Here is a 13368-nt window from a genome sequence, read left to right on the forward strand (position 1 = left end):
AGGGGCGACCAATACGGTCGCCCCTTTTTTGCAATTGCGCTCAGCGAATCAGGCCAGATCCACCAGAACGATCTCACTGTCCTCAATGGCCGTCACCCGCAACACGGTCTCATCGGCAACCGCGACACCATCTCGAGCTTGTGCACGCAACCCATTGACTTCAATGATTCCGGTGGCCGGCACCAGGTATGCACGACGACCGCTGTCCAAATGGTATTCGGCAGACTCGCCGGCCTTCAGATTGGCGGCTACCAGCCGGGCGTCGGCGCGGATGCGCAAACTCTGGTCGTCACCTTCCTTGCCGCTGGCCAGGGTGACAAAACCTTCGCGGTTGCCTTTAGGGAACGGCTTGGCGCCCCAGGAAGGGGCCAGGCCGGACTCGTTCGGGATGATCCAGATCTGGAAAATCCTGGTCGGCGTCGCTTCCAGGTTGTACTCGCTGTGGGCGATCCCGGTGCCTGCACTCATGACCTGGACGTCGCCCGCTTCGGTGCGGCCCTTGTTGCCAAGGTTGTCCTGGTGGGTGATGGCGCCTTCGCGGACATAGGTGATGATTTCCATGTCCCGGTGCGGGTGTTGCGGGAAACCGGTGCCGGGGGCGATCACGTCGTCATTCCAGACCCGCAGGTTGCCCCAGTTCATGCGCTTGGGATCGTAGTACTCGGCGAACGAAAAATGATGGTGAGCATCCAGCCAGCCATGATGAGCACCGCCGAGCGAGTTGAAAGGTCTGAGTTCAAGCATGATCGTCTCCAGAAAAGGTTCGTCATGGGGCAAGGCGCCTGAGCCACGAAGCGAGACCGGTGGGTGATGACGGCCATCATCCAACAGGCAATAATCGATAAAAAGCGTAAAAAATGCAGCATTCCCATCGAATATATTGATATAAAACGAACTCGAAAGTTTCTCATCCAGCCTTCACTTCATCGCATAAGCCAATGAGTCATAAGCAATTGACTAGAACTCCAGAGCAAATGCAGACACCATAGCGCTCAACAGCCTCACACCCTGGAGTCAGTCCGCGTGCCGCAACACACCCCCGATCTTCCTCCTGAACTTCGCCCCTTGGCCGAGATGCCGCTGATCAAGCGATTGCTCGCCCGATTCTTCGGTTACAGCCTGACCCGCCTGCATGCCCAGCACCGAGCATCGTGGTTGCACGGCCAGGCGGACGGTTTTCGCAGTGGCCACAGCGCCGGGGTCGATTACGGTTACAAGGAAGGCAAGCTCGAAGGACTGGAGGAGGGTCGACAGGTCCTGCTGATCCGCGACTCGCGCGCAACCGAACACCGGCCACCGAATGTCGATGACCTGTTGTTCGACGATTGGCGCCTGCCGTTGAACGCCGAATTGAAGAAGCGCATGAAGGCGGATGTTGCCCGGTTGTTGCCGGCTCATGCCCAACCCAGCGCCGCCCAGTGGAAAATGATCTTCAGCGATACACCGTCCACTTCGGTGATCGCGGGCGCCGGTGCCGGTAAATCGACCACGCTGGTGCTGCGTATCCTGCTGCTGAGCCATTACCTGGGCTTCGAGCTGAGTTCGATGACGGTGGTGACCTTCACCCGTGAGTCGCGCAAGGATTTCATCAATAAACTGATCGAACTGTTTGCGCTCTGGGGCCACGCCATCAGTTTCAAGGCGGCGCGGGATCTGGTGCGCACTTTTCACTCGCGGATCCTGCCGATGGTGCGCAGTCTTCCGGGTTTCGAGCGTTTGCAGGCTTTCGAGAACCTCAGCCTGCGGGCTGCACAGGGTGACGAGGAAGTCGACAGCAACCCGTTCGATCTGCGCATCAACGACGCTCAACGCCAACAGCTCAACGCCTGCTATCACCGGCTGCACCGTGACGATGAGCGCTTTCGCGAGTTGATCAAGCCACTGTCCCGGCATGCCTTGCAACTCAAGGAGCTGGAACGGGACCACCCGGATGTGCAGAAACGCATGGGCGTTACCGAACTGGCGGCCAAACGCGATGAAGAACTGTGCGACGTCATTGAAGACCTGTGGTTTCGCGCCGGTGCCTGGCCGATCAAGGGCATCGAACCGAAACGTCAGTCGTTCGATATCAACGGTTCGACATTCCATTGTCACGGCTACATCCCGTCCCTGGATGCCTGGGTGGTGCTGGGGTTCGATCCTCGGGAAAACCCGCAGGTCACGCGGCCAAACGCCAAGCTGACGGTGCGCGCAGAGTGGGCGGTCAAACGCACCCTGTTTCAAGCTTTCTGTCGTAAGCCATTGATATGGCTAGATAGTTATGAGTCATCGAAACGTGTTTTGGCCTCGCTCGCGGGTGATGCCAGCGCCGGGCCGGGCTTCGATTACAAGGTCAAGGGCGAGCTCGCCTCCGCGCCGTTGCTCGATTGCTTTGTCGCCGCCGCCGGATTCATCGAAAACCTCGGGCTGGATGTGCCGAGCGCCGTCGGCCAGATGAGTTTCGCCAAGGACGATCCCGACCGGTTCTTCTTCGAGGCCTTGAGCCTTTACTGGCGGGCACTGGAAGATCACTTGCTGGATCAGAAACCGCCGATCATGACCTACAACCGGATGTTTGCCCTGTTCAGCGAGCATTCGCCGGAGAACCTCAAACTGCTCGGCGATGAACTGCTGCGGCCGCTGTCGCACCTGATGATCGACGAATTTCAGGATGTCTCGCCGCAAATCGTCTCCTGGATCAGGGCCAGCCTGGCAGAGATCCGCAGTCGCGGACCGGCCATGCACGTCGGACGTGGAGCCCAGCGCTCCTCATTGCTCTGTGTAGGCGATGACTGGCAATCCATCTATGGATGGCGCGGCAGTTCGCCGACCTACTTCATGGAGTTCAACAAGGAGTTCCCGTCGCCGAGCACCACCAAGGTCATGCTCAGCGACAACTACCGCAGCCACCAGCACATCATCGATGCCGCCGAGCACATCGTGCGCGCTGCACCGGCAATTGCCGGGAAGAAAGCCAAGGCCAGCGGCGAACCCAAGGCATTGCTGCCCGTGAACGTGCTCGATCGTGATGACCAGGGCATGGCACAGCGCCTGATGGAGCATTACCGAAAGGGCGACTCAATCTTGATGCTTTATCGAAAAAGCAGCGATAAGTCATTGATAGAAGAGCATATTCAGTCTGTAGTTAATGTTGATTCGAGCTTGCCGCATGAGGCTCGCAGGCTCAAGCAACTGACCTATCACAGTGCCAAGGGCCTCCAGGCCGATGCGGTATTCCTGCTGGGCGACTGCCAGCACCTGACCAGCTCACCTTACAAGAATCAGGTGTACCGGATGGCGGGCCTGGGCAAGGCCGGTGACAGCGAACCCTACGACAACGCCCAGAAGGACGAGATCCTGCGGCTGGCCTACGTGGGCATTACCCGCGCCATCAGCCATTGCTACTGGTACGTCGATGCGCAAGACACCCAGGCCGCGAACATGCCCAAGGCATCCGACCGGATCGGCAAGGGCAAGGCGTTTTTTGTCGACCATCGTGAAGGCCAAATCACCGCCTGAATCGGCACTCTGTAGGAGCAGCCGGTCGACGCTCGATTGCTCGCGATGGTCGTTAACGATAACGCGTATTTACTGGCTAAACGCGGCGCTCTTGAGTCCATCGCGAGCGAGCTCGCTCCTACAGGGAACAACGCTCAACAAAAAGCCCACTTAAAGTGGGCCTTTTAATAACCGAGCCTTCAGGCATAACTCCTGAGGGTCTCCGGTGGGATGAAGGTTTCAAGTTCATCCTCCACCGCTTCGATTATTAGCTCTACATCCGCGGCATTCATGACGGTGGCGCAAGGAATACCGGCAATGGCGATCATGGTCTCGCCAGTGGCACGATCAAAAAGACGGGCAATCATGCTGCCCGGGGCGTCCATGCTCGCCTCGAAACCCATGGGATGAAAATGCCAGCGCATCAGCTGGCAGGCGTTTGGAAACGTGACCTTACTGAACCCTCTATTCATGTGTTACCCGCCTTCATTATCGAGCGCTTCCCTTAGCTCATGGTAGGAGGGAAGAACCTTCATTGGTTCAACCAGTGACAATGTTTAAAAGTAGCATCCGGATGTGAAAAGCGTGTGGCTTTTTCAGGCCATTTGGCGATTGCCGCCATTATTTTGATTCAGTCATGCTCGTGCGCATTTGCGGCCAAAAGCCATCATCCGTTTAGTCGTTGAAGACAAGGCGCAAGTTGGGCAAGCTCGGGGTTTTCCCGTCGAGATGTTCAATGCACGCCGATGATGATGGCCCGCTGCAAACCCAGGCCACGGGCGAGACGGTCATGCGCTATCACTTGCGCTGGAAGCACCGGGATCTGGACGGCGTCATGGCGCTCTATCACCCAGAAGTCCAGTACAACGACTTTTTCCAGAACCGGGTCATGGGCCTGGACCAATTGCGTGAATACGTGCGCAACAGCATGCCCCGGGATCCGGATGAAGCGCTGGAGCATTCCGACCGCATACGACTGGACGGCAACACGGCGTTCATTCAATACCGCATCACCTTGCGCGGCGGTGAAGGGCTGGTGTCGTTCCGCGCCAGCGAAGCGATTACCGTCAAGGACGGGCTGATCTGGCGGGTAAACGAATACGCTTCATTAGTGCATGAGCAACCTGCAAGCACAACGTCCAGCAACCAGCGCCCGGCGGTCAGCCGACTCGGGTTGTCGCCACGCCAATTGAGCTTCATGGCCGATGATCTGCAGCAATATTTTCAGCGTCAGCAACCTTATCTGGACCCGGAACTCGATCTGCAACGGGTGGCGAAGGAGTGCGGGTACAGCCGCAATCAGATTTCCTATCTGTTGAACCAGGTGCTGGGGCAAAGCTTCTACCGCTACGTCAACCAGGCGCGCCTGCAACACTTGCTCGCGGCGCTGGATGCCGCCACGCCGCCGCTGCGTATCGATGAACTGGCCTTCGCTGCCGGATTCAATTCGCTGTCGGCGTTCTACAGCAGTTTCCGCCAGCACACCGGCCAGTCACCCAAGGCCTACGTCAAACAGATTTCTTTGCGTGCACGCACGCAAGACAGCCCCTGAGCCCACGCACTAGGATCGACGCCATCGAAGTTTGAGTGGCGGAGTCTTGCATGCCGGCGTGGCGCACTATCAGTTTGTGGATGGACCAGCTCGACGAGCCTCTATTGGCGCGTCCGGCGCTGGAGCGGGACCTGGATGTGGACGTGGCGATCATCGGCGCGGGCTACACCGGTCTCTGGACCGCGTACTACCTCAAACAGCACAAACCGGACCTGAGCATTGTGATTGTCGAAGCGCAGACCGCCGGTTTCGGCGCGTCGGGGCGCAATGGCGGCTGGCTGATGGGCAACTTGCTGGGTGAAGATCGCCTGCTGGCCGACCTGCCGGCCGAAGAGCGACGTGCCTCCTACGATTTGTTGCATCACATACCGGATGAAGTGGAGATTGTCCTCGAACGTGAGGGGATCGACTGTGATTACCGTAAAGGCGGAGCGCTGTACTGCGCTGCGCGCTATCCGGAGCAGGAGACCAGCCTTCGCCACTATCTGGACGATCTCCACCGCCAGGGCCTCAACGACAGCCACTATCGCTGGCTGAGCCCGGAACAACTGGCGCAACAGATCCGCGTCGCCAAACCCTACGGCGCAATCTTCGCGCCGCACGTGGCGACCATTCACCCGGCCAGGCTGGTCCGAGGGCTGGCCCGGGCGGTGGAGCGCCTGGGAGTCAGAATCTACGAAAACAGCCCAGTCACCCATTGGCAGTCCGGCAGCCTGCGCACGGCCAAAGCTTCGGTGCGCAGTCGCTGGGTGGTGCCGGCGGTAGAAGGCTACTCCGTGACGCTGCCGCCATTGGGGCGTTACCAGATGCCGGTGCAGAGCCTGATCGTCGCGACCGAGCCATTGTCGGCGGCCACCTGGGACGAAATCGGCCTGAGCCGCGGCCAGGCGTTCAGCGAGGCCAGTCGCCAGGTCACCTACGGCCAGCGCACCGCTGACAACCGATTGATCTTTGGCGCCCGTGGCGGCTATCAGTTCGCGGGCAAACTGCGCCACGACTTCGACCTGACCACGGATGAAAAAGACCTGCGGCGCTACCTGTTCGGCGAGCTGTTCCCGCAGCTGAAGAACGTGCAGATCACTCATTCCTGGGGCGGCAACCTGGGCATGTCCCGGCACTTCAAGCCGCACATGCTCTGCGACCAGGCCAACGGCATTGCCTTGTCTGGCGGCTATGGCGGGGAGGGTATCGGCGCCAGCAACCTGGGAGGACGGACGCTGGCCGACCTGATCCTGGGCCGCGACACCGAACTGGTGCGCCAGCCGTGGGTCATCCCGCAGCGCGGCCTCGACGCACTCAGGGCCTGGGAGCCGGAACCCATCCGCTGGCTCGGCTACAACGCGATCATCCGCAGCTTTGTCCATGAGGACCATACCCTGGCCAACCCGGCGACCGCGCCCTGGCGGCGCAAGCTGGCCAGCGGGGTTGCCGGTTTCATGGAAGGTTTCATGCACTGAACGGCGCGCTCTTCATCTACAGGCTACATCGACAGGTATTCCCATGAGCATCACGCAATTCAAGAACACTGCAACCCTGAAACTGGAAGAGTCCACCCGGTCGCCATGCCGGCCGACGCTCCGGACGAAAAGGCCGGTTACGCCTTCATGGACTACCTGCTGCGCCCGGACGTCATGGCCAGCGTCAGCAACTACGTGCATTACGCCAATGGCAACGAGACGGCCGACAGCCTGATCGACCCAGCGATCAAGAACGACACCAAGGTTTACCCAAGTCCTGAAATGATGGGCAAGCTGTTTGCGCTGGAGGCCATGCCGCTGAATGTCGATCGGGTGCGTACGCGAGTGTGGAACAAGATTCGCACCGGCAGTTGAAGCGGTGAGCGGCCATCGGGACAGGACGTCCCGATGCCATCGTCCTCAGCCGACCGGCTCGGCTGCGCAATTCATCTTTGCTGAGCCGGGTATCTGCAAAAACACGTCATCGCCGATTTGCCAGAAGCTGTAGTTGCCTTTGTAATCCTTGCCCGTGTACTGGGTTCCGTAATTGTTCGGTACCTGGTCCAGGGTGATGGAGGTGTTGGCCCACTTCAGGAGCACAACGCCCGGTTCGACCGTAAAGAAGGTCGCGGCAACCAATGCGTTAAACCCTGCGCAACGATAAGCCAAGGGGCCTTCCGTGAGCCTGCTTGGGTCCTTGGTTCTCGCTATGGCCGAACCCTGACGCAGTTGGAACGCACGCTCGGCATAACTTCGCACGATGCACGCCCGGGCTTGCGGCCCGGCACCACACTGGTTACGGGACTCTAACCAAAACCGATGATCAATCTCGACTTTATTCGGGCGCGGCACTGAATGTTCATCGGTGAGCGCCAGCAGATATAGACGATTGAGCTCCAGGTCCATGCTCGCCAGTTGGGCGTCGTGGCAGATGAGTTTTTCGACGGATGCCTGGGGCGTGGCGCAATCGAAACTGGTTTTGTACGTTGGCAAGGGCTTTGGTTTTGGTTTTGCTTTTGTGGCGGCGTCACACAGGCTCGCCGTCACGCACGCGCTGACGGCGAGCACAGTGGCCAGAAGTGGCGTGACCATTTTCATTTCGACGTCACCTGAGTCTTTGCGTGATGCCCGCATTGCAACGCATCGTGTCGAAGCGTTGCACAGTCATTCGGTCGCACGGGGCCTATCGAGTGTAAAGCAGTGCTCGAAACCTGCCACATCGTGCCAGCAGAAACGTTAGTCTTCCTTGAGAATCGTCGCCACTTCGTCAGACCTGACTTTCACCGTCTTACCTGAAATGTCCTCAAACTCGAAGAAGCCGTCGATGGTTTTGGTTTTCGGCATGTCTTTGGTCAGGTACTGAGTGCCGTTCTGCAGCGTCACCACCGTTGGCGTCGAGCAACCGGCCAGCGTCAGCAGGGCCGCTCCCGCCAGGGGCCAGCCCAAAGTCTTGAAATCCATAATCACCTCCATACGTTCTGAAGCAGCGCCATCCGTTCGATGGCTTTCACTGCACCTCTATCGCGGTTGGTGCCGCCGGGGGGCAGAAAGTTCTACTGCTCGGGAAAAATTCCTACGGCGCCATTTATCCTTTTCCGATTGCACCGGGCAGGGTGGAACTGGTATCTGTACGCATAACCAGTACTCGCTCGCCATGGCCCATTTCCCTGTGACTGCAAATCCCCTCGACGATCCGTTCTATTACCTGAACAACTTCATGCAAGTGCTTGATTGGCTTGAGCGGCGCTCTGGCGATGTGTTGAGCGTCGAAGAGCAGCATTTCATTCAAGCGTTCAAGGGGTTACCCCGTGAATCGCAGGCACTGCTGGTCAGAATGGTGATGCGCAAAGGCATTCATTTCAGGGCGAGCAAGCTGCATTACGACGAAATCGGCGATATCGGCACAGCCATCGGCCCGTTGCTTGAACTGGGTTGGGTCGACAGGCAAATGCCCATCGCCATCGACGAACTGTTCGAGGTGCTGCTCAAGGCCGAAATCCTCCAGACCTTTGCCGCTGCCATCGAGCAACCCAAAGGCAGGAAAAACGACTGGTTGCCGACGCTGAGCGCGCAATTTCCCCAGACGCAGAGCTTCAACGACTGGTGTCCGTGGCTGGATGAGCGCCTGTTCAGCCTGACCATCATGGCGTTGTGCGATCGCCTGCGCCTGATGTTCTTCGGCAACCTGTACCAGGACTGGTCGGAGTTTGTGTTGGCCGACCTGGGCATTTATACCTACGAAAAAGTCGAGTTCTGTGCCGAGTCCCGCGGCTTGCGCTGCCGCGAAGACGTGGATGCCTGTGTCCTCCTGTACGCGTACCAGCAACAATTCGAGGCCGGTGAAGCGCTGGAAGAAGTAGTCGAGCGCATCAAGGGGCTGGTGCTGGACAACCCATGGTTGCAACGGCGGCGCGGCAAGCTGCTGTTCCAGATGGGCCAGTATTGCGAACGCATCACGGATTTCGCCATGGCCCTGAACCTCTACCGCGAATGTGCCTATCCGGGCGCGCGTTCACGGCTGATTCGCGTGCTGGAACGCAGTGGCGAGTTTGAGTCGGCGCTGGACCTGGCCGCACAGGCCGAACAGGCACCGGAAAGCGCCGCCGAACAACAACAGCTGCTGCGTGTGCTGCCGCGCCTGCGGCGCAAGCTCGGCGGGCCGCCCATCAAGCGGGCTGCGCCTCGGGAAATGCAGCGTCTGGACCTGCAACTACCCAGAGTCGATCCCGCCGTGTCGGTCGAGTTTTATGTTCAGACGCATCTGGCTGAGGATTCGGCGCCGGTGCACTACGTCGAAAACAGCCTGTTCAACTCGCTGTTCGGCTTGTTGTGCTGGCCGGCGATTTTCGCGCCGTTGCCGGGCGCGTTTTTTCACCCGTTCCAGCGTGGGCCGGTGGATTTGCTCAGCGAAGATTTCCATGGCCGTCGGGCCGAACTGTTTCAGGTTTGCCTGGCCGAACTCGACGACGGGCGCTACCGGCAGACCATCCGCGAACGTTATGCCGCCAAGTGGGGCGTGCAGTCGCCTTTCGTGTTCTGGAGCGTGCTCAGCGAAGAACTGCTGGAGCAAGCGCTGGATTGCCTCCCGGCCGAGCACCTCAAGCACTGGTTCAACCGGTTGTTGCTGGACATCAAGGCCAATCGCGCCGGCATGCCGGACCTGATCCAGTTCTGGCCGCAACAAAAGACCTACCGCATGATCGAAGTCAAAGGCCCGGGCGATCGCCTGCAGGACAACCAGTTGCGTTGGCTGGAGTTCTGCCACGAACACCAGATGCCGATTGCCGTGTGCTACGTGCAATGGGCGGAGCAGGGCGCTTGAGCTACAGCATTGCGGTGCGGGCGATGTGTGAGTTCACCGCCAAGGCCGGCGACCTCGATCTGCGCTTCACGCCGTCGCCCACCGCGCTGGAGGGTATCGTCGGGCACCGCACCGTGGCATCGCGGCGCAGCGAGGGTTACCAAAGCGAAGTCGTCCTTGAGGGCCAGTATCGAACCTTGACGGTCAAGGGCAGGGCGGACGGCTACGACCCTGGGCAAAACTGCCTGGAAGAGGTCAAGACCTACCGCGGCGACTTGAGCAAGCAACCGGCCAACCACCGTCAGTTGCATTGGGCCCAGGCGAAAATCTACGGCTGGTTGATGTGCCGCAAACTGGACCTGCCCCGGATCAACCTGGCACTGGTGTATTTCGACATCGTCAGCGAAAAGGAAACCTGTCTGGTCGAGCCCTTCGAGGCGGCGCAGCTGCAACCGTTCTTCGAACGGCATTGCGCGCGGTTCCTGCAATGGGCCGAACAGGAAGTCGCCCATCGTGACGGGCGCAATCTCGCGGCGCAGCGTCTGGCGTTTCCCCACGCCGACTTTCGGCCGGGGCAACGCCATCTGGCCGAGTCGGTGTTCAAGGCGGTCAGCACGGGGCGCTGCCTGATGGCCCAGGCACCCACCGGAATCGGCAAAACCCTGGGCACCTTGTTCCCCATGCTCAAGGCGCTGGCGCCGCAGCAGCTGGACAAAGTGTTCTTCCTCACGGCGAAAACCCCGGGACGCAAACTGGCCCTGGACGCCGCGCAAGTGATGCTTGCCAGCGCCGATGCGCCGCCGTTGCGGGTGCTGGAGATGATCGCCCGGGACAAGGCCTGCGAACACCCGGACAAAGCCTGCCACGGTGAGTCGTGCCCATTGGCCCGGGGTTTCTACGATCGCCTGCCCGCCGCGCGGCAGGCGGCCAGTCGACTGAGCCTGTTGAACCAGAGCGCCTTGCGCGAGATCGCCCTGGCGCACGATGTCTGTCCGTATTACCTGAGCCAGGAAATGGCGCGCTGGGCCGACGTGGTGGTTGCCGACTACAACTATTACTTCGACTTCAGCGCCTTGTTGTTCGGTCTGGCCCAGGCCAACAACTGGAAAGTCGCGGTGCTGGTCGACGAAGCCCATAACCTGGTGGAACGCGGCCGGCAGATGTACAGCGCCAGCCTCGATCAAGGGACCTTCAACGGCGTGCGCAAAACCGCGCCCGAAGCGCTGAAAAAGCCGATGCAGCGGGTCAACCGCGAGTGGCATGCCCTGCATGGCGCGCAAACCGGTGCTTATCAGGCCTATGACAAGGCGCCGGAAAAGCTCCTTCAGGCACTGTCGTCGTGCAGCGCCAGCATCGGTGATTACCTGAACGATCACCCTCAAGGGCTGGACAGTGCATTGCAGGGTTTTTACTTCGACATGCTGCATTTTTGCCGGGTGGCCGAGCTGTTCGATGAGCAGTTCCTGTTCGACATCAGCAAGCGCGACCTCGAGCGCCAGCGCAACCTCTCGCAGCTGTGCCTGCGCAATGTGGTCCCTGCCGGGTTCATCCGCCCGCGCCTGACGGCCGCGCGCAGCACGGTGCTGTTTTCCGCGACCCTCAGCCCCCGGCACTATTACGCCGATTTACTGGGGACACCGGCGGACACGGTGTGCATCGACGTCGAGTCGCCGTTTCATGCCGATCAACTGCAAGTGCACATCGTCGACCAGATTTCCACGCGGTTCGTGCATCGCCAGTCCTCCCTCGAACCGATCGTGGACTTGATCGCCAGACAGTTCTGCGCACGCCCCGGCAATTACCTGGCGTTTTTCAGCAGCTTCGATTATTTGCAGCAGGTGGCGCAGTTACTCACCGAGAAGCATCCGCACATCAGTCTGTGGTCGCAGTCCCGAGGCATGGGCGAAGCGCAACGTCAGCAGTTTCTCGATCAGTTCCACGCCGACGGCCAGGGTGTCGGCTTTGCGGTGCTGGGCGGAGCCTTTGGTGAAGGCATCGACTTGCCTGGTGCCCGGCTGATCGGCGCATTTATCGCCACCTTGGGGCTGGCGCAGCTCAATCCGGTGAACGAGCAACTGAAACGGCGAATGGCCGCCATTTTTGGCGCCGGTTACGACTACACCTACCTTTATCCCGGTGTGCAGAAAGTGGTGCAGGCCGCTGGACGGGTGATCCGCACCCAGCAGGATCAAGGGGTGGTGATGTTGATCGACGACCGTTTTGGCGAGAGCAAGGTCAGGCAGTTGCTGCCGCGTTGGTGGGCCATAACAGGCAATTGGGTTGTCACCCTGTAGGAGCGAGCCTGCTTGCGATGGTCGTTAACGATTACGCGTATTTACTGGCTAAACGCGGCGCCTTTGAGTCCATCGCGAGCAAGTTCGCTCCTACAAGGGGTATCAGGCCTTGAGGTTGCGCAAACTGCGTTCCATCCGCGCAATGCCTTCTTCCAGCAGCGATCGTGGGCAGCCGAAGTTCAGGCGCACGAACTGCTTGCAGTCATCGCCAAAGTCCAGCCCGGCGCTCAAGCCAACTTTGGCCTGTTCGAGGAAGAACTGTTGCGGGTTGTCCAGCCCCAGTGCCGTGCAGTCGAGCCACGCCAGATAAGTGCTTTGCGGCAGGTTCATGGTGATGCCCGGCAGGCGGGTGCGCACAGCCTCGGCGAGGAAATCGCGGTTGCCTTGCAGGTAGACCTTCAGCTCGGCCAGCCACGGCGCGGCTTCGCTGTAGGCGACGCGGGTGGCTTCCATACCCAGCGGATTGACGCTGTCGACCATGCCGCAACGGGCGTGGTTGACCTTCTCACGCAGGTGACGGTCCTGGATGATCATGAACGAGGTCTTGAGACCCGCGATGTTGTAGGCCTTGCTCGCCGACATCAGCGTGATGGTGCGCTGGGCCACTTGTGCGCTCAATGTGGCCATCGGAATGTGCTGGCGCCCGTCGTAGCACAACTCGGCGTGGATCTCGTCGGAAATGATCCAGGCGTCATGCTCCAGGCAAATGTCGGCAATGGCTTGCAGCTCTGTGCGGGGGAAGGCCTTGCCCAGCGGGTTATGCGGGTTGCTCAGCAGCAGTGCGCCGCCACCTTGCAGCGACTGGCTCAAGGTATCCAGCGGCGTGGTGTAGGTGCCATCGGCTTGCGCATCGAAGTTCAGCTCGACCTTGTTCAGGCCCCAATGCCCGGGTGCGTGGCGCAGCGGCGGGTAGTTCGGCACCTGCACAACGACGTTCTGTGACGCCTGCACCAGGGCCTTCAGCGCCATGTTGAAACCGGACTCGACGCCCGGCAGGAAGATCAGCTCCTGGGGCTCGACGCGCCAGGCGTACTTGTTCCAGAGGTCGGCGACGATCGCCTCGCGCAGGTCATCCCGGGCCACGCTGTAACCGACCATCGGGTGTTCCAGGCGTTTTTGCAGGGCCTGGATGATCACCGGCGGCGCGGCGAAATCCATGTCGGCGACCCACATCGGCAACACATCGGCCGGGTAGCGGCTCCATTTTGTACTGCCGGTGTTGTGACGGTCGAACACCTGATCAAAATCGAAAGTCATGCGCAAATCTCGTAAAGGCCGGTTAATCAT

At 60.0% G+C, this 13368-nt stretch carries 10 protein-coding genes and 1 pseudogene; 6 read left to right on the top strand and 5 right to left on the bottom strand.

All coding sequences use genetic code 11. The features are described from left to right. Nucleotides 1-48 precede the first annotated feature (48 nt). Entirely contained in the window at nt 49-744 is a 696-nt protein-coding gene (locus C8K63_RS04085) for a pirin family protein (protein ID WP_108215519.1), read from the bottom strand. Between the two features lie 279 nt (nt 745-1023). Between C8K63_RS04085 and C8K63_RS04090 the strand changes: the two genes are divergently transcribed. After that, nucleotides 1024-3498, top strand: coding sequence for a UvrD-helicase domain-containing protein (locus C8K63_RS04090; RefSeq protein WP_108215520.1), 2475 nt, complete (start codon nt 1024-1026; stop codon nt 3496-3498). Between the two features lie 179 nt (nt 3499-3677). On the opposite strand, the gene C8K63_RS04095 is transcribed toward C8K63_RS04090, so the two are convergent. Next, entirely contained in the window at nt 3678-3950 is a 273-nt protein-coding gene (locus tag C8K63_RS04095) for a DUF1652 domain-containing protein (protein ID WP_108215521.1), read from the bottom strand. Nucleotides 3951-4213: 263 nt separating this feature from the next. Between C8K63_RS04095 and C8K63_RS04100 the strand changes: the two genes are divergently transcribed. The 3 genes and pseudogenes from C8K63_RS04100 to C8K63_RS04110 all read left to right on the top strand — a co-directional run. Next, on the top strand, nt 4214-5029 hold the full coding sequence (locus C8K63_RS04100; protein ID WP_108215522.1) for an AraC family transcriptional regulator: 816 nt from the start codon (nt 4214-4216) through the stop codon (nt 5027-5029). A gap of 50 nt (nt 5030-5079) precedes the next feature. Beyond that, the gene (locus tag C8K63_RS04105) at nt 5080-6486 is read left to right on the top strand and encodes an FAD-binding oxidoreductase (protein WP_108215523.1); all 1407 of its coding nucleotides are present in this window, start codon (nt 5080-5082) and stop codon (nt 6484-6486) included. 99 nt (nt 6487-6585) lie between these two features. Further along, nucleotides 6586-6861 (top strand): annotated as a pseudogene (locus C8K63_RS04110) (spermidine/putrescine ABC transporter substrate-binding protein PotF); the annotation flags it as partial. A 45-nt stretch (nt 6862-6906) separates the two neighbouring features. On the opposite strand, the gene C8K63_RS04115 reads toward C8K63_RS04110, so the two are convergent. After that, nucleotides 6907-7584 (bottom strand): MliC family protein, encoded by a 678-nt coding sequence (locus tag C8K63_RS04115; protein WP_108215524.1) that lies wholly within the window; start codon nt 7582-7584, stop codon nt 6907-6909. Between the two features lie 138 nt (nt 7585-7722). Further along, nucleotides 7723-7947 carry a YgdI/YgdR family lipoprotein gene (locus C8K63_RS04120; protein WP_108215525.1) on the bottom strand — a complete coding sequence of 75 codons (225 nt, stop codon included), beginning with the start codon at nt 7945-7947 and terminating at the stop codon, nt 7723-7725. A gap of 193 nt (nt 7948-8140) precedes the next feature. Here C8K63_RS04120 and C8K63_RS04125 point away from each other — a divergent pair, with 193 nt between their 5' ends. Together C8K63_RS04125 and C8K63_RS04130 are read left to right on the top strand one after the other, a co-directional pair. Further along, complete coding sequence (locus C8K63_RS04125; protein ID WP_108215526.1) at nt 8141-9808, top strand: VRR-NUC domain-containing protein; 1668 nt, start codon at nt 8141-8143, stop codon at nt 9806-9808. Then, nucleotides 9805-12081: an ATP-dependent DNA helicase gene (locus tag C8K63_RS04130; RefSeq protein WP_108215527.1), complete on the top strand. Its 2277-nt coding sequence runs from the start codon at nt 9805-9807 to the stop codon at nt 12079-12081. The genes C8K63_RS04125 and C8K63_RS04130 overlap by 4 nt, the downstream gene beginning before the upstream one ends. 102 nt (nt 12082-12183) lie before the next feature. Here the strand turns inward: C8K63_RS04130 and C8K63_RS04135 are convergent, their stop codons facing one another. Further along, nucleotides 12184-13338 (bottom strand): MalY/PatB family protein, encoded by a 1155-nt coding sequence (locus C8K63_RS04135; protein WP_108215528.1) that lies wholly within the window; start codon nt 13336-13338, stop codon nt 12184-12186. Between the last annotated feature and the right edge of the window lie 30 nt (nt 13339-13368).

This window comes from Pseudomonas sp. GV085 (assembly GCF_003050925.1).
Classification (GTDB): Bacteria; Pseudomonadota; Gammaproteobacteria; order Pseudomonadales; family Pseudomonadaceae; genus Aquipseudomonas.

What these genes read in the sequence shown, in the direction of transcription:
- C8K63_RS04085 (WP_108215519.1), bottom strand. Translation starts at nt 744, where the DNA reads ATGCTTGAACTCAGACCTTTCAACTCGCTCGGCGGTGCTCATCATGGC.
- C8K63_RS04095 (WP_108215521.1), bottom strand. Translation starts at nt 3,950, where the DNA reads ATGAATAGAGGGTTCAGTAAGGTCACGTTTCCAAACGCCTGCCAGCTG.
- C8K63_RS04100 (WP_108215522.1), top strand. Translation starts at nt 4,214, where the DNA reads ATGCACGCCGATGATGATGGCCCGCTGCAAACCCAGGCCACGGGCGAG.
- C8K63_RS04105 (WP_108215523.1), top strand. Translation starts at nt 5,080, where the DNA reads ATGCCGGCGTGGCGCACTATCAGTTTGTGGATGGACCAGCTCGACGAG.
- C8K63_RS04115 (WP_108215524.1), bottom strand. Translation starts at nt 7,584, where the DNA reads ATGAAAATGGTCACGCCACTTCTGGCCACTGTGCTCGCCGTCAGCGCG.
- C8K63_RS04120 (WP_108215525.1), bottom strand. Translation starts at nt 7,947, where the DNA reads ATGGATTTCAAGACTTTGGGCTGGCCCCTGGCGGGAGCGGCCCTGCTG.
- C8K63_RS04125 (WP_108215526.1), top strand. Translation starts at nt 8,141, where the DNA reads ATGGCCCATTTCCCTGTGACTGCAAATCCCCTCGACGATCCGTTCTAT.
- C8K63_RS04135 (WP_108215528.1), bottom strand. Translation starts at nt 13,338, where the DNA reads ATGACTTTCGATTTTGATCAGGTGTTCGACCGTCACAACACCGGCAGT.